Annotated in this window: 25 protein-coding genes; 15 read left to right on the top strand and 10 right to left on the bottom strand. The window is 31.7% G+C overall.

Annotated features, from left to right (window positions below):
• Positions 1–2 precede the first annotated feature (2 nt).
• The 5 genes from priA to nadC all read right to left on the bottom strand — a co-directional run bounded on the left by priA (position 3) and on the right by nadC (position 5,524).
• Entirely contained in the window at positions 3–2,450 is a 2,448-nt protein-coding gene (gene priA, locus HYN86_RS12600) for a replication restart helicase PriA (protein ID WP_113678345.1), read from the bottom strand.
• A gap of 23 nt (positions 2,451–2,473) precedes the next feature.
• On the bottom strand, positions 2,474–3,220 hold the full coding sequence (bla-B1-FLAV, locus tag HYN86_RS12595) for a subclass B1 metallo-beta-lactamase (RefSeq protein WP_113678344.1): 747 nt from the start codon (positions 3,218–3,220) through the stop codon (positions 2,474–2,476).
• Positions 3,221–3,233: 13 nt separating this feature from the next.
• Entirely contained in the window at positions 3,234–3,662 is a 429-nt protein-coding gene (locus tag HYN86_RS12590) for a DUF2147 domain-containing protein (protein ID WP_113678343.1), read from the bottom strand.
• Between the two features lies 1 nt (position 3,663).
• Positions 3,664–4,587, bottom strand: coding sequence for a YihY/virulence factor BrkB family protein (locus tag HYN86_RS12585; protein ID WP_113678342.1), 924 nt, complete (start codon positions 4,585–4,587; stop codon positions 3,664–3,666).
• A 79-nt stretch (positions 4,588–4,666) separates the two neighbouring features.
• Positions 4,667–5,524, bottom strand: coding sequence for a carboxylating nicotinate-nucleotide diphosphorylase (gene nadC / locus HYN86_RS12580; RefSeq protein ID WP_113678341.1), 858 nt, complete (start codon positions 5,522–5,524; stop codon positions 4,667–4,669).
• Between the two features lie 321 nt (positions 5,525–5,845).
• Between nadC and HYN86_RS12575 the strand changes: the two genes are divergently transcribed.
• From HYN86_RS12575 to rlmH, 7 genes are all read left to right on the top strand, one after another.
• Positions 5,846–6,946 (top strand): DNA alkylation repair protein, encoded by a 1,101-nt coding sequence (locus HYN86_RS12575; protein ID WP_113678340.1) that lies wholly within the window; start codon positions 5,846–5,848, stop codon positions 6,944–6,946.
• Between the two features lie 297 nt (positions 6,947–7,243).
• Positions 7,244–8,125, top strand: coding sequence for a pirin family protein (locus HYN86_RS12570; RefSeq protein WP_113678339.1), 882 nt, complete (start codon positions 7,244–7,246; stop codon positions 8,123–8,125).
• A 2-nt stretch (positions 8,126–8,127) separates the two neighbouring features.
• Complete coding sequence (locus HYN86_RS12565) at positions 8,128–8,523, top strand: OsmC family protein (protein ID WP_113678338.1); 396 nt, start codon at positions 8,128–8,130, stop codon at positions 8,521–8,523.
• 5 nt (positions 8,524–8,528) lie between these two features.
• The gene (locus HYN86_RS12560) at positions 8,529–8,813 is read left to right on the top strand and encodes a GNAT family N-acetyltransferase (RefSeq protein ID WP_113678337.1); all 285 of its coding nucleotides are present in this window, start codon (positions 8,529–8,531) and stop codon (positions 8,811–8,813) included.
• Between the two features lie 221 nt (positions 8,814–9,034).
• The gene (locus HYN86_RS12555; RefSeq protein WP_113678336.1) at positions 9,035–10,444 is read left to right on the top strand and encodes an amidohydrolase family protein; all 1,410 of its coding nucleotides are present in this window, start codon (positions 9,035–9,037) and stop codon (positions 10,442–10,444) included.
• Positions 10,445–10,530: 86 nt separating this feature from the next.
• Entirely contained in the window at positions 10,531–10,833 is a 303-nt protein-coding gene (locus tag HYN86_RS12550; RefSeq protein ID WP_113678335.1) for an antibiotic biosynthesis monooxygenase family protein, read from the top strand.
• A gap of 197 nt (positions 10,834–11,030) precedes the next feature.
• Complete coding sequence (gene rlmH, locus HYN86_RS12545; RefSeq protein ID WP_026982293.1) at positions 11,031–11,504, top strand: 23S rRNA (pseudouridine(1915)-N(3))-methyltransferase RlmH; 474 nt, start codon at positions 11,031–11,033, stop codon at positions 11,502–11,504.
• 38 nt (positions 11,505–11,542) lie between these two features.
• Here the strand turns inward: rlmH and HYN86_RS12540 are convergent, their stop codons facing one another.
• Together HYN86_RS12540 and folP are read right to left on the bottom strand one after the other, a co-directional pair.
• Positions 11,543–12,178: a hypothetical protein gene (locus HYN86_RS12540; RefSeq protein ID WP_113678334.1), complete on the bottom strand. Its 636-nt coding sequence runs from the start codon at positions 12,176–12,178 to the stop codon at positions 11,543–11,545.
• Positions 12,179–12,311: 133 nt separating this feature from the next.
• On the bottom strand, positions 12,312–13,136 hold the full coding sequence (folP, locus tag HYN86_RS12535; protein ID WP_113678333.1) for a dihydropteroate synthase: 825 nt from the start codon (positions 13,134–13,136) through the stop codon (positions 12,312–12,314).
• Positions 13,137–13,281: 145 nt separating this feature from the next.
• Here folP and HYN86_RS12530 point away from each other — a divergent pair, with 145 nt between their 5' ends.
• The 6 genes from HYN86_RS12530 (at position 13,282) to tpiA (ending at position 18,076) form a co-directional block, all read left to right on the top strand.
• Entirely contained in the window at positions 13,282–13,824 is a 543-nt protein-coding gene (locus HYN86_RS12530) for a DUF1599 domain-containing protein (RefSeq protein WP_113678332.1), read from the top strand.
• Between the two features lie 90 nt (positions 13,825–13,914).
• Positions 13,915–15,015, top strand: a complete 1,101-nt coding sequence (locus HYN86_RS12525; RefSeq protein ID WP_113678331.1) for a BT_3928 family protein — start codon at positions 13,915–13,917, stop codon at positions 15,013–15,015.
• A 157-nt stretch (positions 15,016–15,172) separates the two neighbouring features.
• A complete protein-coding gene (locus HYN86_RS12520; protein ID WP_113678330.1) occupies positions 15,173–15,826 on the top strand; it encodes a YqiA/YcfP family alpha/beta fold hydrolase in 654 nt (217 codons plus the stop codon).
• A 100-nt stretch (positions 15,827–15,926) separates the two neighbouring features.
• Positions 15,927–16,385, top strand: coding sequence for a hypothetical protein (locus HYN86_RS12515; RefSeq protein ID WP_113678329.1), 459 nt, complete (start codon positions 15,927–15,929; stop codon positions 16,383–16,385).
• 344 nt (positions 16,386–16,729) lie between these two features.
• Positions 16,730–17,227 (top strand): TlpA family protein disulfide reductase, encoded by a 498-nt coding sequence (locus HYN86_RS12510; protein ID WP_113678328.1) that lies wholly within the window; start codon positions 16,730–16,732, stop codon positions 17,225–17,227.
• 96 nt (positions 17,228–17,323) lie between these two features.
• Positions 17,324–18,076 carry a triose-phosphate isomerase gene (tpiA, locus tag HYN86_RS12505; protein WP_113678327.1) on the top strand — a complete coding sequence of 251 codons (753 nt, stop codon included), beginning with the start codon at positions 17,324–17,326 and terminating at the stop codon, positions 18,074–18,076.
• A gap of 56 nt (positions 18,077–18,132) precedes the next feature.
• Here the strand turns inward: tpiA and HYN86_RS12500 are convergent, their stop codons facing one another.
• The 3 genes from HYN86_RS12500 to HYN86_RS12490 are packed head-to-tail and all read right to left on the bottom strand — an operon-like array spanning position 18,133 to position 21,537.
• The gene (locus tag HYN86_RS12500; protein WP_113678326.1) at positions 18,133–19,701 is read right to left on the bottom strand and encodes a hypothetical protein; all 1,569 of its coding nucleotides are present in this window, start codon (positions 19,699–19,701) and stop codon (positions 18,133–18,135) included.
• Positions 19,701–20,528: a hypothetical protein gene (locus tag HYN86_RS12495; protein WP_113678325.1), complete on the bottom strand. Its 828-nt coding sequence runs from the start codon at positions 20,526–20,528 to the stop codon at positions 19,701–19,703. Before HYN86_RS12495 ends, HYN86_RS12500 begins: the two co-directional genes overlap by 1 nt.
• On the bottom strand, positions 20,488–21,537 hold the full coding sequence (locus tag HYN86_RS12490) for a hypothetical protein (RefSeq protein WP_113678324.1): 1,050 nt from the start codon (positions 21,535–21,537) through the stop codon (positions 20,488–20,490). Before HYN86_RS12490 ends, HYN86_RS12495 begins: the two co-directional genes overlap by 41 nt.
• A gap of 290 nt (positions 21,538–21,827) precedes the next feature.
• Here HYN86_RS12490 and prmA point away from each other — a divergent pair, with 290 nt between their 5' ends.
• Positions 21,828–22,661, top strand: a complete 834-nt coding sequence (gene prmA, locus HYN86_RS12485) for a 50S ribosomal protein L11 methyltransferase (protein WP_113678323.1) — start codon at positions 21,828–21,830, stop codon at positions 22,659–22,661.
• A gap of 34 nt (positions 22,662–22,695) precedes the next feature.
• Entirely contained in the window at positions 22,696–22,971 is a 276-nt protein-coding gene (locus HYN86_RS12480; RefSeq protein ID WP_113678322.1) for an ATP-dependent Clp protease adaptor ClpS, read from the top strand.
• Positions 22,972–23,046 lie beyond the last annotated feature (75 nt).

Raw genomic sequence — 23,046 nt, 5'->3', positions numbered from 1 at the left:
TATTAATAGAAATCTACATTAATCACAACTTTTATAGCTCTGTATTGAGCCACAGCCTCAAAACTATTCAACATTTTCTGAATAGTTTTTTTTGTGTTTCCAAGATGCAGGTTTTGCGGAATTTTAATTAATATAGTCCTTATATATTCATTTCGAATTCTGCTGATGGCAGGTTCTTCTGGCCCTAAAACAGGCATTCCCAAATTTTGGCTTAAAACCTGATACAGCCACATTGAGCCTTCTTTCAGTTTATCAAAATCTTTATGTTTTAAAGTCAGTTTTATAATCCTGAAATAAGGCGGATATTTATAAATCTGTCTATCATACAATTGCTCTTTATACATACCCATATAATTATGGTTTGTAACTTGCTGAATTGTATTATGGTTTGGATTGTAGGTTTGAATAACTACTTTTCCTTGTTTTTCAGACCTTCCGGCTCTTCCGGCAACTTGCGTCATCATTTGAAAACTGCGTTCAAAAGCCCTAAAATCTGGATGATGCAGCATATTATCTGCATTCATTATTCCAACCAGACTTACATTATCAAAATCCAAACCTTTGGCCAGCATTTGAGTTCCTACTAAAATATCAATTTCTCGATTCTTAAAAGTATCAATAATCTTTTCAAAACCGTACTTGCCTCGAGTAGTATCTTGATCCATTCTAGCAGTTTTAGCCTTCGGAAAAAGAGAGATCAACTCCTGCTCTATCTGCTCGGTACCAAATCCTTTTGTAGTCAAATCGATACTGGAACAGCTGTGACAATTGGTAGGTTTTGCGATAGAGTACCCGCAGTAATGACAACGAAGCTGGTTTTTATGTTTATGATACGTCAAACTTACATCGCACTGCTGGCAATGCGGTACGTGACCGCAAGTCAAACATTCGATTATAGGAGAGTATCCTCTTCTGTTTTGAAACAAAATGACTTGTTCGCCCAAAGATAAAGCTTCTGCAATTTCCTCTACTAAAAGGTCACTAAAATGCCCTGTCATTCTTTTTCTGAAATGTTTGTCTTTTAAGTCAACCAAAACAACTTCGGGCATACGAACATTTTTATAACGTTCTGCAAGCGTAACCAAACCGTACTTTTCATTTTGAGCATTAAAATACGTCTCAATACTTGGAGTTGCAGAACCTAAAAGAACTTTAGCATCATGAAAATTTGCCAAAACTATTGCTGCATCTCTCGCATGATATCTCGGCGCAGGATCAGTCTGTTTAAAAGTCTGTTCGTGTTCTTCATCAACAATAAGCAGCCCCAAATCATTAAAGGGCAGAAACAAAGCCGACCTTGCTCCTATTACAATTTGTGCTTTTTCTGAATTTTCAAGGGTTTGTTTCCAAACCTCAACTCTTTCATTGTTGCTATATTTCGAATGAAAAACTGCAACTTTATCTCCAAAATGAAGTCGTAAACGAGAAACTAATTGTGTTGTAAGCGCAATTTCTGGAAGCAGATACAAAACCTGTCTTCCTGTCTGCAGGTATTCCTCAATTAATTTAATATAAATTTCCGTTTTTCCACTTGAAGTAACGCCGTGAAGCAGACAAACTTCTTTTTCAGAAAAACTCTCTTTAATTGCTGTAAAGGCATTTTGCTGCGCTTCACTTAACTGAAGCTCTTTTTCTGATTTTTCTCCGTTAAAAGAAACACGGTCATGCTGTAAATAATACTCCTCAAAGATTTCATTCTTAACCAGAGTTTTAATAACAGCCGAAGTGCATCCTGAAACTTCAACCAATTTTTTCTCAGTTATAGGTTTCTTTTCCGAAGCGCTGATTTGAAAATAAGCCAAAACAATTTCTTTTTGTTTATCTCTTTTCAAAACTTCGAGCAATTCTTGTAAACCTCGATCTGTTTCATATTGAGCATGCAATTTTACATAACGAACCAATTTAGGTTTATAAGTCTCTTTTATTTCTTCTTCTAAAACTATAATATCTCTTGCTATTAATTTTTGAAGAATTGGCAGAATGTTTTTTCGATTTAAAATAGAAGCAATCTCCTGCACTTTAAGTGAACTCTGATGCTGCAGTGCTTCATAAATTAAAAATTCATCATCAGAAAGTTCAGAATCATTTACAATAACTTCTGGTTTATGAGAAACAATAGTTTCACTTTCTAACAATAATCCGGTTGGAAAAGCTCCGCGATATACATCACCAATACCACACATATAATAGTTGGCAACCCAAAGCCAATGCTTAATCTGCGTTTCGGTTGCAATGGGCTTTTCATCTAAAATTTGGTGAATTTCTTTTGCGTCATATAATGTTGGCGCATTCTCGTGAATATCTAATACAAGCGCTGTATAGATTTTATTTTTACCAAAAGGCACCGCAACCCGCATTCCTTTTTTAATAAAATGGAATTCGGCCTCAGAAACACGATACGTAAAGGTTTTTGCTAAAGAAAGCGGTAAAATAACTTCGATAAAAAACATGTACTAAATATATAAGAGCAAAGTTACTTTTTTCCTGAAGATTTTTGAGCCAAATACGCATTAACTAATTCCAAAGTATGATTTAAAGATTCTGTATTAGTCCAATCTTCGTGACCTGAAATAATATAAATTGGATTTTTAAATTTTGCCTTTACTCTACCAATAGATTTTTTCCATTCTTTTACGTCAGAATCTGCCAAATAACCTAAATCTTTTGCATCGGCGCTCTTAATAAAACAACCTCCGTAAAGTACTTTTTCTTTATCAAACCAAGCTATAATATTGTCTGACGCATGACCTTTGCCTGGATAATATACCTCAAAAGTATACTGTCCGACTGTAAAAGTTTTATCATTCGGAATTATAAATTCGGCTCTTGGTTTGTTTTCTTTTTTAAGAATATCATCCGTTAATTTTATAGTATACGTTTTGATTCCCTTTTTTCTGTAAAAATCTAACCCGCCGGCACGATCATCATGAGAATGCGTTGCAAAAAGCATTATCACTTCCTTATGATGCTTTGTTTTTATACTATCTAATAACGGCTGAAACTGCGTTGCATCCCAAGGAGCATCAAATAACACAACACCTTTTTCTGTAACCAGATACATGGCATTTGCAGAAATCTTTGCTCCTTTGTAATCACTAAAAGTTCTATAAACATAAAAGTCACCTGTAAGATGACTTATTTGTAATGGCGAGTTCTTAGATTGTCCAAAACTACTTGAAGCTATGACTAAGAATAAAATTATCGAAGCTAATTTTCGCATGTATTATTTTTAATTAATTTTTCACACGTGTCCAGTATTGTGTTCTTCCCATTATAGAAACTCCCACATAACCACGAACTTTTAATTTATCTGCAGATTCTAGTGTGATATAACATTTGTATTTTTTTCCACTTGTAGGATCTAAAATTGTTCCTCCGTTATATTCTGAACCATCTTTTTTAAGACCATTTATAATTACCATTCCTTGAATCGGCTTGTTTTTATCTGCACCTTCACATTTTACACACGCATCTTTTTTGTGGCTTTCGCGAAGGATCTCTATAACCTTACCATAAACTTTACCTGACTTTTCATAGATTTCTACAATAGATTTTGCTTCACCTGTTTCGTCATCAATTGTCTTCCATTTTCCAATTACACTTTGACTTTGCATGGTTAAGGCAAAGAAGAACACTCCGATAGTTAGCATCAAATTTTTCATATTATTTTTCTTTTTTTTGTTTTAATTTTCTGATAGAAGCATTCAATTCGAACCCTAAAAGCAGAATCATACAGTTTATCCAAATATAAAACATTAGAATTAATAATGTTCCAATAGAACCATAAAGTTCGTTATATTTTGAGAATTTTATAACCCAAATTCCAAAAAAGAACGAAGATATAACAATTAAGATCGTCGTAAAAACAGACCCAATACTTATAAAAGGAACTTTATTATATTGTTTTGTACCATAACGTAATAATATTGAGGATGTTATCAAAATCATTAATATCACAAACAAATACCTTCCTAAAATAATCAGCGGAATCCTGTCGCTCAATACATCCTGAATAATTGTTTTTTGGATAAAAACCTCGAAAACAACAATTGTAGCCACTGTTACAAACAATATAATGGTCATTACAAGTGAAATAGCAAGCGCCGCTAAATATTGACTAAACCAGCCCCTTTTATCAAAAACGTGTTTCGACGATTCAAAACCGCTTAAAATCCCGTTTATGCCATTTGCCATTAAAAAAATGGAAAGCAAAAATCCCGATGACAATAATCCCGAGTGACTGTTATTTAAGATATCGCTGATAATTTTACTAATTGCATCATAAGTATTTGGCGGTACTCCCTGCTGTACAAACTGTAAAAAATCTTCCTGAAAATTATCTATCGGAATAAACGGAATTAAGTTTAAAATAAATAAGGCAAAAGGAAACAAAGCCATAAAAAAACTGAAAGAAACCGCACTGGCATGATACGAAAATGCTCCTTCAAGAATTCCTAAAGTATACATCTCAAGTAAATCATACAAAGAAAACCCCTCTAACCAAGGGAGTTTTATTCTCTTTAAAAATCGAGCCAAGTTGCGTATTACAGGCAGTTTTTCAATCCGAGCTTCTATCTCTTTCGACATATTTTTAGATTTTAAGACTTCTTACAGGTGAGACTTCTTAGATTTTTAAATTAATAATTGATCATTTACAATTAACAATTTAAAAGGCTTTTAAGCTCAAATCCATGTTGTAAACCGAATGCGTTAATGCTCCAGATGAAATATAATTTACGCCGCACAGCGCATATTCACGAATTGTTTTTTCATTTATATTTCCCGAAGATTCTGTCTGGCATTTTGTACCAATCAATTTTACTGCCGTTTTGGTATCTTCATAATTAAAGTTATCAATCAGGATTCTGTGAACGCCGTCGCTCAATAAAATTTCTCTGATTTCATCTAAATTACGGGCTTCAACAATAATTTTTAAATCGAGATTATTTTCTTTTAAATATTCTTTTGTTTTAGAAATTGCACGCGTGATTCCGCCTGCAAAATCAATATGATTGTCTTTTAACATAACCATATCGTAAAGCGCATATCGGTGATTTTCGCCTCCTCCTATTTTTACAGCCCATTTTTCTGCTGCTCTAAAATTTGGAGTTGTTTTACGAGTATCTAATATTTTTGCGCCAGTTCCTTCTAAAAGCCTAACATAGTGATTGGTTTTTGTTGCAATAGCAGACATACGCTGCATGGTATTTAAAACTACTCTTTCGGCTTTTAAAATAGATTGTGAACTTCCTGAAACTTCAAAAACAACTTCGCCATATTCTACGTGTGTTCCATCTTCGATAAAAGTTTTCACTTTTAATTTTGGATCTACATGTTCAAATATCATTTTGGCAACTTCAACACCGGCAATTATTCCCTGGTCTTTTACCAATAATTTGGCCTGACCATGCGCACTATCTGGAATACAGGCAAGCGAACTATAATCGCCTGTACCAACATCTTCCCTAATGGCATTGCTTATTAAAAGTTGTAATTCTGCTTGAAATTGGGCTTGACTAATCATTTTTCTATTTTTATAATATGCTAAATTAGGATATATTTTATGGATTTAAAAGTTTACTTTCTGCAAAAAGTTTCTTATTAACTTAATTTTATACTTAACACATCTATTTTTTTAAACACATAGAAACATAGAAATTATCTTTCTTAAAAAGGCGTTTCACCTGCTTTTATTCACATAGCTTAAGCGACTAGCTATCTGATTTTTTAAATGATCTTTATACTTAATTTTAAATTCTATGTTTCATGTGTTTAAAACTTCATAGCGAAACCATAATTTAATTACAAACATTAAATATCTTTGAGGTTCAATCATGAAAAATTTATGGGGTTAATTAAAGACATTTATTCGGTTTCTTTTTACGAAAAATTCAGTCAGGCTGTCGCCGAAGTGCATCCTTTATTCAACAAACAAAAATTTATTGAAGCAATTTACGAAGGTGATTTTGCTCAAAAAGAATGGAAAGAAAGAATGAAACATACCACGGTTGTACTGCATCAGTTTATGCCTCAAAACTTTCCAGAAGCCGTCTCTTTAATTGATAAAATAATCGAAAATCTCAAGAAAAATAAATTTACAGAAGGAAATCTGGCTTTCATATTTTTTGCCGATTATGTAGAGATGTACGGTTTGGACGATTTTAAAACTTCGGCGAAGGCCTTCGTTTCCATAACACAGTTTATAAGCTGTGAATTTGCTGTTCGTCCTTTTATTTTAAAGTACAAAGAACAAATGATTGACGAAATGGTAAAATGGTCTTTGCACGAAAATCATCATGTTCGAAGATTAGCCAGTGAAGGTTCTCGTCCGCGATTACCATGGGCAATGGCAATTCCGTTTCTTAAAAAAGATCCCACTTCTATTCTGCCTATTTTAGAAAATCTAAAAAACGATCCTTCAGAATATGTGCGCAGAAGTGTTGCCAATAATATAAATGATATTGCAAAAGATAATCCGCAGATTGTGCTCGAAATTGCTTCAAGATGGAAAGGCCACACCAAAGAAACCGACGCAATTATCAAACACGGATCCAGAACATTATTAAAACAAGGTCATCCAGAAATTTTAAGCCATTACGGTTTAGAAAGTACGAATATTGAACTTTCGGCTTTCGAAATCAAAACGCCAACTGTAAAAATTGGAGATTATCTGCAGTTTCAATTTCATCTCAATAATAAAAACGAAGAACCAAAAACGATTCGTTTAGAATATGCTGTCCATTATAAAAAAGCAAAAGGGCATTTGGCTAAAAAAGTCTTTAAAATCAGTGAAAAGGTCTATCATCCAAATCAATTAATTAAAATTGAAAGAAATCAATCTTTTAAGTTAATTACAACTCGCGTTTTTCATACGGGAAATCATCAGCTATCGATTATAATTAATGGAACGGAAAGCGAGGTCTTGGAGTTTGAATTGATTGATTAAAAATACAAATTTCGTAAATAATAAAAGTTGTAATCGTCTAGTTTGTCATTTCGACGAAGAAGAAATCTCCACAAGCAGCTCCGCAACGAGAATTCAATCTTTGTCGAGTTTCTTGCGAAGATTTCTCCTTCGTCGAAATGACACAAAAACGTAAAAACATCAAAATCAACAATTTGAATAATTGCACATTTTCACTACTTTTATACATAATCCAAAAACAACTTTTCTTAACCTAAATTAAGTTACAGATTTCTATCACAACTGTAATTTTGTTTTCAAATCAAATCAAGATACCACATGTCAAATATCAGTTTAATTATCGAAGAACGTGCTGCCAATATTGGCAACTTTATGGTAGGCCGTTTATTGCCTTTTCGCGAGAAAAGAGCTGTTGGTCCATTTGTTTTTATCGATCACATGGGACCTGCACATTTAAGTGATCATGAAAATATGGATGTTCCTCCGCATCCGCATATCGGACTTTCTACTTTGACATTTTTGTTTGAAGGAAGCATTATGCACCGCGATAGTTTAGGAACAGAATTGGAAATAAAACCAGGTGCTGTAAACTGGATGACAGCTGGAAAAGGAATAGTTCACTCCGAAAGAACTCCCGAATATTTAAGACATTCAGACAAAATGCTTCACGGGTTGCAGATTTGGGTGGCGCTTCCAAAAGAATTGGAACAAATGAACCCAAATTTTACGCATGTTGAAGCAGATGAAATTCCGGCTTGGGAAGAAGACGGTGTTTCCTATAAATTAATTGCGGGAGAAGCTTTTGGCAAAAAATCGCCGGTTCCTGTTTATAGTCCACTGTATTTTATTGAAATTAAAAGTAAGGAAGCTAAGAAAATTAATATTGGAAATCATTTATTCGGCGAAAGCGGTTTGTATATTTTAGAAGGAAGCATTAAAAGCGGTGAATACGTTTACGATCCGAAACAAATCCTGATTACAAACGACAGTACACTTTGTGAGTTTGAAATTGCTGAAAACTCTACAGTTTACATCTTTGGCGGACAGCCTTTTCCTGAAGAACATTTTATCTTTTGGAATTTTGTTTCTTCGGATAAAGAATTAATCGAAAAAGCAAAAACTGAATGGACAAACCAAACTTTCCCAAAAGTTCCAGGCGAAACCGAATTTGTGCCATTACCTCAACCAAGAATCAAATAAATATGGATACCATTAAAGCCACAATCGATACACGTAAATATCGTACTGAAATAACTTCTAAATCAGGAAACATCCTTATTTCTGATGAACCACAAGAAATAGGTGGCAAAAATTTAGGATTTAGTCCGTTTGAGCTTTTGGCTTCTTCTCTTGCTTCCTGCACCTTAATTACACTGCGAATGTATATTGACCGCAAAGGCTGGGATGTTCCAGAACTTAGTATTTGGGTTGATTTTGACAAAAATGAAGAACATTCCGTTTCATTATTTTCAACAAAAATCCTTATTACAGGAAATGTAGACGATGCACAAAAACAACGAATTTTGAAAATTGCAAACAGTTGTCCTGTTCATAAAACACTTATAAATACAATTAAAATAGAAACCTCTTTAGTATAAAAAATATGGAAATTCAACAAATAAACGACACAAAAAAAGGCTACTTTGAAGCAATAGAAGACGGGAAAGAAGCTGGAAAAATGAGCTATACCTGGGCTGGAGATTCAAAATTTATAATCGACCACACAGAAGTCAGCGATGAATTCGGCGGAAAAGGCGTTGGAAAAAAACTGCTTATGGCTATCGTTGATTATGCCAGAAATAACAACCTAAAAATTATTCCGCTTTGTCCTTTTGCAAAAAGTGTTTTTGATAAGAATGAAGATATTAGGGATGTATTGTTTTCTTAAAAGGAACAAAGAAACAAAGTTACAAAGGTTCAGAGGTTTCTCTTAATACCTAATAATTTTTAATACTGAGACGGACTTTGGTTCGTCTTTTCTTTTTTATAATATCATCCATTTCAATTAAACTTTGTCCCTTTGCCACTCTGAACCTTTGAACCTCAAAAAAACAAATTTTCAAATCTCCTCGAAAACTCGTATATTTGCATGTAATTTAAACTTAGAGTATGACAAGGATAATTACGCTTTTCTGTATTTTTATAGCACAAATCGGCTTTTCTCAATCGGCTGAAAGTTATTTAGAAAAAATCAGAAATAATGAAGCGCTCTTAACAGCTTTTTTTCAACAAATGCCAAAAGGAGGCGATTTACACCACCATTTTTCAGGATCAATTTATGCAGAACCGCTTTTAGAAAGAGCCATTGCAGAAGACTTTTATTTGAATTTGGAAACTTTGGCGGTTTCGAAAACCAAACCGGAAAAAGGAAATTGGGAACGCTTTTCATCTCTTAAAGACAAACTGCCATTTTACGAACAACAAATTATGCAGACATGGTCGGTTAAAGATTATAATGGTTCTGTACCTTCTGATGATCAGTTTTTTGATTCTTTTATGAAATTCGAACCTACTATTAAAGGTCATTTTGCCGAAGGAATGCTCGAATTAAAAAAACGAGCTATTGCTGAAAATGTTTCTTACATCGAAACGCAATTATCAACAATTCCATGCGATATGAATGTTTCAGATTTGACAGATTTCAATGCGAGACTTCGTCAGGCTTCTGCTCAAAAAGATGAAAAAGCAGTTTTAAAACTTTTAGACGAATTGTATAAATCAATTCAGAAAAAAGACGCTAAAAAATATGCTGAAGATTTCAATAATAATTTCCTTGCAAAACTTCATAAAGATCTAAAAATTGATGATGAGCGCTTTACAATGCGTTATCAAAACTTTGTACTGCGTTTTATGGAACCAGTTGATTTATTTAAAAATCTGATTATCGCTTTTATTTCATCAAACGAAAGTAAACTAACTGCAGGCGTAAATATCGTTTCTCCGGAACATGGTGAAAATTCCATGAAAGATTATTGGCTGCATATGGTGATGTTTAAATACTGCAATTCTAAATTTCCAGACGTAAAATATACGCTTCATGCAGGCGAACTGACTTTAGGTTTGGTTCAGCCAGAAGATTTAACATGGCATATTAATGACGCCATTTATATTGCTGGCGCTAAAAGAATTGGTCATGGAGTTGATATCGCTTACGAAGCAAATTCGTATGATTTATTGAAATACATGTCTAAAAACAATATTCCGATCGAGATCAATTTAGTGAGTAATGAGTTCATTTTGAAAGTAAAAGAAAACAGACATCCGTTTACACTTTACAAAGAGTTCAATGTGCCAATTGTAATCAGTACAGACGATGCCGGAATTCTAAGAAGCAATATGACAGAGCAATATGTTTTATTAGCTAAAAGATATCCAGATGTTTCGTACGCTACAATAAAACAATATGTTTACAACAGCATCAATTTCAGTTTTATTCAGGATGAAGCCGTAAAAAAGCAATTGGTAAAAGATCTTGATAATAGATTTAAAACTTTTGAAGCGAAGTTCTCCAAAAACTAGTAAAAATAAAATCTGCCAGATCTGCTACCTGAGGTAAGAATATACTCTCGCAGATTTAGCAGATTAAACAGATAAAATTTATTGTTATGATTTTAGAAGCAGCATTTCTTTTCGTTAAACCAGAATTGGCACATCAATTTGAAGCTGATTTTGCAAAAGCTAGTCAGTATATTTCATCAATCGAAGGTTATTTAGGGCATCGTTTAGAGAAATGTCTCGAAGTAGAAAACAAATACCTTTTATTGGTTGATTGGAATACATTGGAGGATCACACAGTGGGTTTTAGAACTTCTGAAGCGTATTTAGAATGGAAAAATATTTTACACCATTATTACGAACCATTTCCGATTGTAGAACATTTTGAAAACGTTTTTGAAAATAAAAAATAGTATACTGATTAAAGAATTGTACTTAAATTAAACACATAAACCATAGATTTTTATGCTGCTTAATTAAGATTACAAAAAAAGCAAGCTTTCACACATAGCTATGTTTGTTGAAATAAGTGAAACGCCTTTTTAACGACAAAGAAAAACTATGTTTCTATGTGTTTAACCTTTTAATTTGACTGCAAAAAACTAAATTAATGAATATCAAACTTATCGCCATAGGCAAAACAGACAATAAATCACTGCAGACTTTGATTGACGATTATACCAAACGTTTGTCATTTTACATCAAATTTGATTTAGAGATTATTCCCGATATCAAAAACGTGAAGAATTTATCCGAAAGTCAGCAAAAAGAAAAAGAAGGCGAATTGATTCTGTCCAAACTTTCGCCAACCGATCAATTGATTTTATTGGATGAAAACGGAAAAAACTTCTCTAGTGTTGGTTTTTCTGAAGAGTTACAAAAGAAAATGAATTCGGGAATTAAAACTTTGGTTTTTGTAATTGGCGGCCCTTATGGATTTTCAGATACTGTTTACAGCAAAGCACAGGGAAAAATTTCGCTTTCTCTAATGACATTTTCGCATCAAATGGTTCGTTTATTTTTTATTGAACAGTTGTATAGAGGATTTACTATTTTACGCAATGAACCTTACCATCATCAGTAGTTTTTTTTCAGGTTTTATTTGTTTCAGATTTCAAGTTTTTAGAAAATGAATTCACTTGGAATTTCATCATTAAAAGTATCAAGATCACGAACTAAAATTTTATTTTGGATATACTCTTCGTAACTCATGTTCTCATCAAAAATGAAAACAATTTTAGGATTAATAGCAAAATTAATTTTATAAAGTTCTTTCAGAATGTTATCTTTCTTAACTTCAAAGTGATTGTTTAACAAAACTAAATCATTTCCTTTTCTGAATTCAAATACAAAACCTGGTTGATCCATTGGTTTTTTATTTTTATAATGCACTTTCGTGAAAGGCAGAAAAGCTAAATTTTTTCCAACAGAATCAGCATAAGAATAATAATTTTCAGCATTCTCGTTTTTGTGCGCACTGTCGGCTCGCTTTTTTTCCTGAAGTTTCATTACTTCGGGAATTACCAACTTTAAAGGCAGGCGCTTATCAATATTGAAAATCCAATTGGTGGAAATGATACTGCTTTTTCTATTTACATCTGCAATTGTATCTTTTCCTTCGGTTTTAAAAAAGATATAAATAGGCGAAAGATCCTGTACGTCTTTTACAATTGTTACGTTTGATTTTGGAAGTAGAACGTCTTCTTTTTTTCCGCAGGAGAAAAGAAGGAAGGCAATAATTAAAGTAATGTATTTCATGTTTTTTATTTTAATGCAAAGTTGTCATTTCGACGGAGGAGAAATCACACGAGTAATTCCTCAAAGTGAATCGCCAATCTTTGTCGAGTTCCTAGTGTGATTTCTCCTCCGTCGAAATGACAAAATGACGAGATTATAAATTCATTTTCTCAAACAAAGTAACACACTCCACCGCTTCTTTCACATCATGAACGCGAAGAATCTTTGCTCCTTTTGTTAGAGCTATTGTATTGAGAAAAGTTGTTCCGTTTAAGGCTTCTTGTGCTGTATTATTTAGTGTTTTATAAATCATAGATTTTCTTGAGATTCCAACTAAAACAGGCAGTTCTAATAAGTTAAAAAGTTCCATTTTTTGCATCACTTCATAATTCTGATCGGTAGTTTTGGCAAAACCGAAACCTGGATCTATGATCAAATCGTTGATACCTAAAGCTCTTGCTTTTTTAACTTTTTCAGAAAAATAAAAAAGCATTTCTTTAATGAGATCATCATACTGCGTTAAACTCTGCATCGTCTGCGGATTGCCGCGCATATGCATCATAATATAAGGCACATTGTATTTTGCAATTACCTCAAACATTTTATCATCGAGTTCGCCAGCTGCAATATCATTTATAATCGCAGCGCCGCTTTCTATGCTTGCTTTTGCAACTTCGGCTCTAAAGGTGTCAATTGATAATAATGCTTTTGGAAAATGCTTTAAAATCAATTCTATGGCGGGAACAATTCGATTAATTTCTTCTTGTTCAGAGATAAATTCGGCACTTGGCTTACTAGAATAAGCTCCAAGATCAATAAAAGCTGCTCCTTCAGAAAGCATTTTATCTACCTGAGAAATAATCTCGTCTTCATTTTTATATTTTCCTCCGTCAAAGAAAGAATTTGGCGTAACATTCAAAATCCCCATTACTTTGGGAATCGATAAATCTATAAGTTCACCTTTGCAATTAATTGTCATTGTTTATTTTGTTTCAGGTTTCAGGTTTCAAGTTAGCGTTAACACTTTGTTTAGAAAAAACTTGAAACAAAGCGAACCTTAAACTTGAAACTCTTAAAAAATTATCCTTATTTTTGAAGAAATTTTAGCAAATATACAGCAATAAATGAAGAATACTTCCCTTGAATTTGATAATGTAATTACGGTTTGCAGAACCTTATTTATCAATAAAATGAAAGATTACGGCAGTGCGTGGAGAATTTTAAGACTTCCGTCATTGACCGATCAAATTTTCATAAAAGCACAAAGAATCAGAAGTTTACAGGAAAATGATGTTCGTAAAGTAGATGAAGATGAAAAAGGAGAATTTATCGGAATCATCAATTATTCTATTATGGCTTTGATTCAATTGGAATTAGGCGTTGTCGATCAGCCAGATCTTGACGTTGAAAAAGCAACCGAATTATATGATGCTAAAGTTAAGTTAACCAAAGACTTAATGGAAGCTAAAAATCACGATTACGGCGAAGCGTGGCGTGACATGCGAGTGAGTTCTTTAACAGATTTGATTTTACAAAAATTACTTCGCGTTAAGCAAATTGAAGATAATAAGGGTCTGACTTTAGTTTCTGAAGGAATCGATGCTAATTATCAGGATATGATTAATTATTCTGTTTTTGCTTTAATTTTAAACCCAATCAATCAATAAAATTCCAAAAAATAAATTCCAAATTCCAACTTTTTAACATGATTTTGGAATTTGGGTTTTTAAAAAATTGAATTTTAAATTTAATATTTTATGAAAAACATCATTACCCAATTCTCCCGATTATTTGTCGGTGTACTATTTATCATTTCCGGATTAATAAAACTAAACGACCCGGTTGGTTTCTCTTATAAATTAGCTGAATATTTTAGTGAACCAGTTTTCAATATGCCCTTTTTAGAGCCATTAGCTTTAGGTCTGGCAATTTTCTTGGTAATTTTAGAAGTGGTTTTAGGAGTAATGCTGTTAGTTGGTTATAAATCAAAATTGACAATTTGGGCTTTATTGCTTTTAATTATTTTCTTTACATTCCTTACCTTCTACTCTGCTTATTTTGATGTGGTAAAAGATTGCGGTTGCTTTGGAGATGCTTTACACTTAACTCCTTGGCAGTCATTTACAAAAGATGTTTTTTTACTTTTCTTTATCTTAATTTTATTCATCAATAAAAAATTAGTTAAACCTTTATTTTCAAAATTAGTTACCAATTTAATTACTCTAGTTAGTATTGTATTATGTGTTTTAATGGCTGTTTGGGTTTTAAACCATAATCCTATAAAAGACTTCCGCCCTTATAAAGTAGGAACGAATATTGAGAAAGGAATGGAAATTCCGGAAGGCGCACCAAAATCTGTGGTTGAAATGATTTTTATTTACAAAGTAAATGGTGTTGACAAAGAATTTACTGAGAAAGATTTAATGAATATTCCGGAAGGTGCAACGTTTGTGGATAGAAAAGACAAGGTGATTACAGAAGGCTATGTTCCGCCAATTCACGATTTTACAATGACAAAAGATGATTCTGATTACAAAGAAGAGTTATTAAAAGAACCAAAATTATTGATTTTTGTAACTTACGATTTAACCTTATCTAATCCTGAGGGAATGAAAAAGTTAGCAAAAGTAAGCGCAAATGCAAATGCAAAAGGATACAAAGTAATTGCAATGACGGCTTCTGGAGCTGATGAAATTGCAAAAGCTAAAAAACTATATAATTTAGATACCGAATTTTATTTCTGCGATGCAACAGCATTAAAAACAGTTGAAAGAGCAAACCCAAGTATTGTAGTGGTACAAAACGGAACGATTGTTCAGAAAGTTCATTACAATGATGTTGATGACTTGAAACTGTAAAATTTTCAGGTTATTTCATTCTAAAAAAGCGCCACTTTTTATATCTCATATAGAAAAGTGGCGCTTTTTTAGAATTTTAAATTTCGTAAGAAAAATACCGGGCAGACATTTTGTTTTATATATTTGTTTTAAACTATTCCAAGAACAAAACTTATTTATGAAACGAATACCTAAGTTTTTATTTACCATCTTACTTCTTATTTTTAGTCACACCGTTTTTAGTCAATCAAAAACTATAAATGAGCAGCGATATATATTTTTTCTCCACAATAAATTTGTTGAAGAAAATGATTTAAATACTCCACATCCCGAATATGGCAAAGCAGAATACAATGAAATTTTAAATTCTTTCAGAAAAGACAATTTTATCGTTTTAAGCGAAATCAGAAGCAAAAACACCAATGCAGCTAAGTATGCCCAAAAGGTTGTCAAAGAAATAAAAAAATTACTCAAAAAAGGAATTGCTCCTAACAAAATAACCGTAATAGGAACTTCAAAAGGCGGTTATATTGCACAATATGTATCGACTTATCTTTCTAATCCCGATGTGAATTTTGTATTCATTGGATGCTTTAGAGATGTCGATATTCAAGAAATTCCCGATATTAATTTCTGTGGTAATATTTTAACCATCTATGAAAAATCAGATATCTACGGAGTTTCTGCGATAAAGCGAAAAGAAACTTCGAAATGCAAAATAGATCATTTTAAAGAGATAGAATTGAATACCAATCTCAAACATGGTTTTCTTTATAAAGCTTTAGACGAATGGATCGTTCCAAGTAAAAAATGGGCAAATGGAAATTTATGATTTGAACTAAAGTTTTAACCTTTAAGTTTTTACAATGAAAATTTAAATTTTAAAATAATATTCCTACATTTAACCCAACCAAAAACAAAAAAAAATCAACATGAAAACAACTTTAAAATTCTTTTTATTTTTCTTGTTTATTATTAATTACGGATGCAATAATGACGAAGGCATACTATGTTTTACAGAGCCTGCACCGTATTCTTTTGAACTTGTAGATAAGACTACTGGAAAAAATTTATTAACCAACGGGACATTCAAAAGCACAGATATTGTTGTAAAAGATTTGGATGATTCTAGCAAAAACGTAAAATTCGACATCATTTCAGAAAATAACTTAAATGTTATTCGTTTTGGCTATATTGGTTGGGAAACAGAAAATATAAACTACTCTGTAAGCATACATGGAAAAAACATTTATGACTTTCATGTAAAAGCTACTAGAGTCAATAATAAATGTTCTTATACGGAATACAAGGATTTTAAAATCGGAAATGCAGCCTACGAATTCGATAAAACCAACGGAGTCTACAAAATTTTTGTTGATCCCAAAATTTAAAGTATAATACAATTGATAAAGAGCTTAATTTTTAAGCTCTTTTTTTCCAAAAAAAGACTCATATTAAATCCTTATTGATTAAAATCTGACGTTTTTTACATTCAAAAATACTATTTAGAATATGTTTTTTTTATCCATTTAATGTGGTTAGATGCAAACTATCAAATAAGCATAGGGATTTAACAGTAACTATTACGATTTCATTCGCCTTTTTCTAACCCAAAATCGTTGTTTTGTTACAAAATAAACGACTCTTCAAATTTTGTTAATCTACAATTGGCATTCGATTTGTTTGTTTAACTTTGTGAATTCAGTACTCAATAAAAAATTAATTTAATTTAAATATGAAACAAATTGCACTAATTGTAATTGCATTTATTACTTTTTCTTGTTCTCAAGCTCAGAAAACAAATTTTTCTAAAGAAGCTTTATCTGAAAAATTATTAGCAACAGACGGAAGTCAGGTTGCATTCAAAAACATATTAAAAAAATACAAAGGAAAAACTTTGGTTATTGAAGTTTGGGCTTCTTGGTGTGGTGACTGTGTAAAAGCAATGCCGAAATTAAAAGAATTGCAAGCCAACAATCCCGATGTTTCTTACTTATTTATCTCGGCTGATAAAACTGCTGAAAAATGGAAAGCTGGAATCGAAAAACACGAGTTAAATAAAGGTGATCATTATATGATGAACGATGGCATGAAAGGGCTTTTTGGAAAAGCGATTGACTTAGATTGGATTCCGAGATATATCGTTGTGGACAAAACAGGAAAAATTGTGCTTTACCGCGCTATAGAAACTGATTTTGCTAAAATAGACGAAACTTTAAAAGGATTGAAATAATTCAATAGCAATTTCAAAAATCAATTTCAATTTGTCTTTGACCTTACTTCATAAAACAAAAAACAAAAAACAAAAAAATAATATAAAACTACCAAAATGAGAAAATCGATTGTTGCAGGAAACTGGAAAATGCATAAAAATGCTGCTCAAACTGAAGAATTATTAAACGAGTTAATTGCTAAAATTCCAGCAAAAACGAATGCACAAGTTATTGTAGCTCCAACATTTGTAAACTTACAAGCTGCTGCTGCAAAATTAAAAAATACAACTATCGGAGTTTCTGCTCAAAATGTTCACCAAGCTGAAGGCGGTGCTTTTACAGGAGAAATTTCTGCAGATATGTTAACAAGCATTGGCGTTAACACAGTTATATTAGGTCACTCTGAGCGTAGAGCAATTTTCAACGAAACTGACGCTTTAATTGCTAATAAAGTTGATACAGCTTTAAAACATGACATGACAGTTATTTTCTGTTTTGGAGAAGAATTAAAAGACCGTCAATCTGACAATCATTTTAATATTGTTGAGAATCAATTGCGTGATGGTGTTTTCCATATTGCTAAAGAATCTTGGTCTAAAATTGTATTGGCTTACGAACCTGTTTGGGCTATCGGAACTGGAGAAACTGCTTCGCCAGAGCAAGCGCAGGAAATGCACGAATTTATTAGAGAAACTATCCGTAAAGCTTTTGGAGCTGATATTGCTGATGAAGTTTCTATTTTATACGGTGGTTCTGTTAAACCAGAAAACGCTAAAGAAATCTTTGGTAAACCAGACGTAGATGGTGGTTTAATTGGAGGTGCTGCTCTAAAAGCTGATGACTTTTTAGCTATTGTAACGGCTATCTAATTTTAGATTTTACCTTATAAAAAAAGCGTTCGCTAAGCGAACGCTTTTTTTATGCTTTAATTTATGAAATTTTCAATTGTTGGACAATTGTATTTTTTAAAAGTTTCAGTTGATCTATACACTGTATAAAAATTAGTAAGTTCCCTAACTCCTTTAAATTTTCCAATACCAAAATCATAATTGTAAAATGGGTAGAATATATAATAAACCGGGTCAATGTAAAAACCTGAATATTTATAAGGAAAGTAATCTAATGCATACGAATTGAAACCTGAAAACTCATATCTATAATAATTACACTCAAAGATCATTAGGTTTGCTAATGCTTTTTCTTCATCATTTTTAGCTAACTTCAATGCTTTTTCATAATACATTTTTGCCATTTTCAAATTACAGTAATTATCATTTTGGTATTTTTCATTTTTATTATCTCCTGATTTATAATAACAGACCATAGCCCAGGAATTACCTATAGAAGAAACATTAAAATAAGCATGTCCTAATTGCAAATTACTGGCTGCTGTATTTTGCTTTTTTAATTGAATAAGTTTGGCAATAAAATCGGCTTTATTAAAATAATAATCATATTTTCGGTCTTCCGATCTTGTTAAGTCTTTTGGTATAAATGGATCTTGTTTTAAACTGCTTTCACAATCCTCCTTTTCCTCATTATTCCAAAAACCATTGGGTATAGTTGAAAAAGCTGTATACGCTAAATCTAAATCATCATCTCTAAAAGCCATTGTTCCTTTTAAATTTTTGTAAATATTTACATTGGGAGCTAATGTTTTTAATGAAATAAATTTTTCAAAAAACGTTGTGTTTTGTTTTTCTTTTAATCCGATTAAATAATCTATATCTTTTATTTTTGCATGCCTGTCTAAATATTTAATATAATCAAAATCACTCATTTCTCTATCTTCCATTTTATATTCTTCAGCATAATTCGATTTTATCAAAAATAAAGCAGCGACAGCTTCATCTCCTTTTTTATGAAATTCGTCACTCGCAACCAAATACAAACTGTATAAACACTTTTGCAATGCTTTCTCCTTTTTGGCTAAATTTTCAACCGAATTAAAATATGTAAGAAGTTGGTATCGAACTTTTTTACTTTTAAGATTCTCTGTTTTTAAAGATGCCATGGCTAATAGAATATTCTTTTGAACTTGTATAGATTCATTAGACTTATCAGAAATCATATCTATATATTTTTTTGCCAAATCAGCCTCATTATCCATTAAATAAAGATGAGCAATTGCAGCTGCTACAAAGTCTCTTTGTTCTCCAAAAGTTTCTTGGTGCATATTAATTAAAAACCCTCTAAAATTTCTTAAATAGGAAATGTCATTTTTATAATTTTCTTTAATACATTTTTCAAAACTATCATCCCAATTGCCATGACAAAGTACCGATGGGGTAAATCCTGTATATTTAATGGAAAAAGTCCAGTCTTCTATTTTATTAATTTCTCTTCCAATTAAAAAAGCTAAAAGTATATTATTAGGACTTGCTTTTCCTATTTTTTTAATCACATCCAGACATGGCTTGGGATTATGGAAATTCTGAGTTGCTAGAGCAATGCTTTTTGCATTTCTATTTTCGGGTAAACGCATTGCGTTCATTAGTAATTGTAGATCTTATTGTGCAATATTAACGATGTTTTATAACCAAAACCAGCTAAAAAATTGTGTAGTGCATAACTGCTGGAACCATTATTAGTAAAATACGATCCTCTATAATCTAAAGCCCATAATTCTATGATTGAATTTAAACCGTTTCCAAAATAAGTATTATATAAACGGATCACTTCTTTCGAGTTATCTTTATAAAAATAATATCTCAAAATTAAAAAGGCATATCGCTTTCTCAAGAATGCATCTTTAGTATTTAAAAGCTTCTTTTTATAATCATTAATATCGATTGAATAATTATTTATCTGCCAAGTTCGAATATTATGTTCTATTTTCTTTGCTAATAAAACACAATCTAAAAAACCTTTATTTTTTGGCATTAACAAACTATTAATAAAGGTATTTCCCTTAAAAGCAGTTCTTAATGATTTCGACTCATATGCGTTTACAAATTCACCTGTTTTTCTATGATACAGAATATCATAAATATCATCGACATTGATTTTATTGCCTAATTTTTTTTTCCATTCCAAGCAGTTTAATTCTTTTTCACTAAGATCTATGTTAGAAGCCTCATTCGTGTCGTAAGGCCAGATATCCTGTCCAGTGTAAAACGAATATGTAGATGTATAATTATATGAAGTATAATTAAACGGACTAAGTCCCGCGAAACCACTTCGCTTTGCCATAAAAATTGCCACTCTCGTTCTTTCATCACCAAAATCGTCTCCGATACAAGCAAAAGAGACCTGAAAACTAAATAGTAAAACTAAAAGACTAAAAGTGCGCATAATATTTTGATATTTTTTGAATTCCATAATCACTTATATATTTTTTATCAAAAGCGAAAAATGTAACTTTTGTTTGGTTATCTATTTTAATTTTATTTTTTACAATCGAAATCATTTTTTCAAGCTCGTCATCTGAAATTTTTTCGATCCGTATCAGGTCTCCGTTTCTCAAATATTTCTTTCCAATCAGGATATCATTTTTCAAAATGTAGTTGTTAGCACTTAGTCGCTTTAATTCGATACTATCGCTTATAAGTTTGCTGTAATCTGACAAAATTCCTTTAAACCGATTTCCTCTAAAAACAACTGCCCAACTGTATATTGGCAGAGCAATATCAAGTTTGAGTTTATATTTATCATGGGTAATATATTGCGCTAATTCACGGATGGTCCCTATAGAATTTTCTGTATTAATATCTGTTGGTTTACTGATATTATAACACATTAAAAGCCCTCGATCTACTGGCGGCACTCCTGCTTTTGTAGCATATTTATACTGCCAGAGCCTAATTGTAGCGGCTATTTTTATCTTTGGGTAATTGTCTTTAATCTTTTTTAATAAATAAAAATAATTGTCTTTTGTTTTTGGAGACCAGTCACAATCGATCAAAACTTCTTTAAAATCTACTTTTGAGTAAGTTGTTTTATTACGCTTAAATTCAATGCTGTTGTCTGCTATTGCCTCTACCCTATTAATTATTCGAATGGCTAGAGTATCTAATTGTTCTTTGTTAGTTTGTAAAAAGACCTCGTTTTTTATAAAAACACAGGGTGTAATTTCAGTTTTACTTTTATTGAAATTAATAGTTTTAATATCTGCAACTGGCACTGCTTCATCATCGTTTGCTCCCCAGTCGACATCAAAAAAACGAACATAAAGATGTTTTACTTTTAATTTTTTGATTAATGAATCATCTTTAGCATCAAAATTTAAATCAGTTTTCCAATAACAAAAAGAACGGATTCCTTCTTCTTTTTTAGCACATGAAATTCCTAAAAAAATCAAAAGCAGTATTGTAAAACTTATATTTTTCATTTATTCTTTTATTTATATAAATAACATAAAATTCTTACAAATATTATATTTTAATAATTAAAAAATTGAATATATTGTTTCCTTTTTTTTTTAGGAACTTCAGCTTTAGATTTTAAATTTTAGTCCCGAAGCCTCGGGATAGATTTTAGATTTTAGATTTTAGATTTTAGATTTTAGATTTTAGATTTACAAAAAACCATGCGCGGTGCGAATGGTTTTTTTGTTTTGGAATTTGGAATTTTTGAATTGAAGTTTATAATTTAAGAATTACCTTTGCAAAAAAATTATTTATGTCGAACATCTATTTAGGATATCATTTTACAATCGAACCAAAAGAACTTGGTTCAGAGATTTTAGTTGCTGAATTAGGCGAAAAAGCGTTTGAAAGTTTTACAGAAACAGAAAACGGAATTTCGGCTTTTGTGAAGAAAGATTTATGGGACGAAAATATTCTAGACGATATTTATATTTTACAATCTGAAGAGTTTAAAATTGAATATACTATTGAAGAAATCGATCAGGTAAACTGGAACGAGGAATGGGAAAAGAATTTTGAACCTATTGATGTTGACGGAAAATGCCACGTTCGCGCTCCTTTTCACCCAAAAACTAATGCCGAATTTGATATTGTAATAGAACCAAAAATGAGCTTTGGAACTGGTCATCATGAAACAACTCATATGATGATCCAGCATTTACTGGAAATGGATGTTAAAGGTCTTAAAACTTTAGACATGGGATGCGGAACAGCAATTTTGGCAATTTTGGCTGAAATGAAAGGTGCTGAACCAATCGATGCCATTGATATTGACAACTGGTGCTATTTGAATTCTATCGAAAATGCTGAACGCAATAATTGTAAACATATCAGCGTTTATGAGGGCGATGCTGCCTTATTAGCAGGCAAAAAATATGATTTAATTATCGCAAACATTAATAGAAATATTTTGTTGAATGATATGCAGGCTTACGTTGACTGTTTAAATCCAAAAGGAATAATTCTTTTTAGTGGTTTCTACGAAGAAGATGTTCCGTTTATCGATGCTTCGTGCGTTGAAAAAGGATTAACGTATGTTAAAAAGTTTCAAAGAAACAACTGGGTATCATTAAAATACGTAAATTAGATAATAGTAACATCAGTACAAAAACTTAAAAAAAATGAGTACTAAAGAAAAAGTTAGAGAAAGAATTCGCGAAAAAGAAGCAACGGGTTTCAATAACGAAATTATAGTTTACAATGATGATGTAAACACTTTTGACCACGTAATTGATACTCTTATGCGTGTATGCAGCCACACGGCTGAACAAGCTGAGCAATGCTCATTAATTGTACATTACAACGGAAAATGCACTGTAAAAACAGGTCCGCTGGACAAATTAAAACCTCAATGTACACAACTTTTAGAAGCAGGACTCAGCGCTGAAATCGTTTAATTGAAAATATTTTAGAAAACATTCTATTTTATTCTATATTTGAATTCAATAGAATGTTTTTTTTATGGAGGAAAT

Origin of the sequence: Flavobacterium fluviale, from assembly GCF_003312915.1 — a bacterium.
GTDB classification, from domain to species: Bacteria; Bacteroidota; Bacteroidia; order Flavobacteriales; family Flavobacteriaceae; genus Flavobacterium; species Flavobacterium fluviale.
This window is presented reverse-complemented; position numbering and strand designations above follow the sequence as displayed.

Excerpts from the sequence above, each read along its gene's own strand:
- priA (WP_113678345.1), bottom strand. The coding sequence starts at position 2,450 with ATGTTTTTTATCGAAGTTATTTTACCGCTTTCTTTAGCAAAAACCTTT.
- bla-B1-FLAV (WP_113678344.1), bottom strand. The coding sequence starts at position 3,220 with ATGCGAAAATTAGCTTCGATAATTTTATTCTTAGTCATAGCTTCAAGT.
- HYN86_RS12590 (WP_113678343.1), bottom strand. The coding sequence starts at position 3,662 with ATGAAAAATTTGATGCTAACTATCGGAGTGTTCTTCTTTGCCTTAACC.
- HYN86_RS12585 (WP_113678342.1), bottom strand. The coding sequence starts at position 4,587 with ATGTCGAAAGAGATAGAAGCTCGGATTGAAAAACTGCCTGTAATACGC.
- nadC (WP_113678341.1), bottom strand. The coding sequence starts at position 5,524 with ATGATTAGTCAAGCCCAATTTCAAGCAGAATTACAACTTTTAATAAGC.
- HYN86_RS12575 (WP_113678340.1), top strand. The coding sequence starts at position 5,846 with ATGGGGTTAATTAAAGACATTTATTCGGTTTCTTTTTACGAAAAATTC.
- HYN86_RS12570 (WP_113678339.1), top strand. The coding sequence starts at position 7,244 with ATGTCAAATATCAGTTTAATTATCGAAGAACGTGCTGCCAATATTGGC.
- HYN86_RS12565 (WP_113678338.1), top strand. The coding sequence starts at position 8,128 with ATGGATACCATTAAAGCCACAATCGATACACGTAAATATCGTACTGAA.
- HYN86_RS12560 (WP_113678337.1), top strand. The coding sequence starts at position 8,529 with ATGGAAATTCAACAAATAAACGACACAAAAAAAGGCTACTTTGAAGCA.
- HYN86_RS12555 (WP_113678336.1), top strand. The coding sequence starts at position 9,035 with ATGACAAGGATAATTACGCTTTTCTGTATTTTTATAGCACAAATCGGC.
- HYN86_RS12550 (WP_113678335.1), top strand. The coding sequence starts at position 10,531 with ATGATTTTAGAAGCAGCATTTCTTTTCGTTAAACCAGAATTGGCACAT.
- rlmH (WP_026982293.1), top strand. The coding sequence starts at position 11,031 with ATGAATATCAAACTTATCGCCATAGGCAAAACAGACAATAAATCACTG.
- HYN86_RS12540 (WP_113678334.1), bottom strand. The coding sequence starts at position 12,178 with ATGAAATACATTACTTTAATTATTGCCTTCCTTCTTTTCTCCTGCGGA.
- folP (WP_113678333.1), bottom strand. The coding sequence starts at position 13,136 with ATGACAATTAATTGCAAAGGTGAACTTATAGATTTATCGATTCCCAAA.
- HYN86_RS12530 (WP_113678332.1), top strand. The coding sequence starts at position 13,282 with ATGAAGAATACTTCCCTTGAATTTGATAATGTAATTACGGTTTGCAGA.
- HYN86_RS12525 (WP_113678331.1), top strand. The coding sequence starts at position 13,915 with ATGAAAAACATCATTACCCAATTCTCCCGATTATTTGTCGGTGTACTA.
- HYN86_RS12520 (WP_113678330.1), top strand. The coding sequence starts at position 15,173 with ATGAAACGAATACCTAAGTTTTTATTTACCATCTTACTTCTTATTTTT.
- HYN86_RS12515 (WP_113678329.1), top strand. The coding sequence starts at position 15,927 with ATGAAAACAACTTTAAAATTCTTTTTATTTTTCTTGTTTATTATTAAT.
- HYN86_RS12510 (WP_113678328.1), top strand. The coding sequence starts at position 16,730 with ATGAAACAAATTGCACTAATTGTAATTGCATTTATTACTTTTTCTTGT.
- tpiA (WP_113678327.1), top strand. The coding sequence starts at position 17,324 with ATGAGAAAATCGATTGTTGCAGGAAACTGGAAAATGCATAAAAATGCT.
- HYN86_RS12500 (WP_113678326.1), bottom strand. The coding sequence starts at position 19,701 with ATGAACGCAATGCGTTTACCCGAAAATAGAAATGCAAAAAGCATTGCT.
- HYN86_RS12495 (WP_113678325.1), bottom strand. The coding sequence starts at position 20,528 with ATGGAATTCAAAAAATATCAAAATATTATGCGCACTTTTAGTCTTTTA.
- HYN86_RS12490 (WP_113678324.1), bottom strand. The coding sequence starts at position 21,537 with ATGAAAAATATAAGTTTTACAATACTGCTTTTGATTTTTTTAGGAATT.
- prmA (WP_113678323.1), top strand. The coding sequence starts at position 21,828 with ATGTCGAACATCTATTTAGGATATCATTTTACAATCGAACCAAAAGAA.
- HYN86_RS12480 (WP_113678322.1), top strand. The coding sequence starts at position 22,696 with ATGAGTACTAAAGAAAAAGTTAGAGAAAGAATTCGCGAAAAAGAAGCA.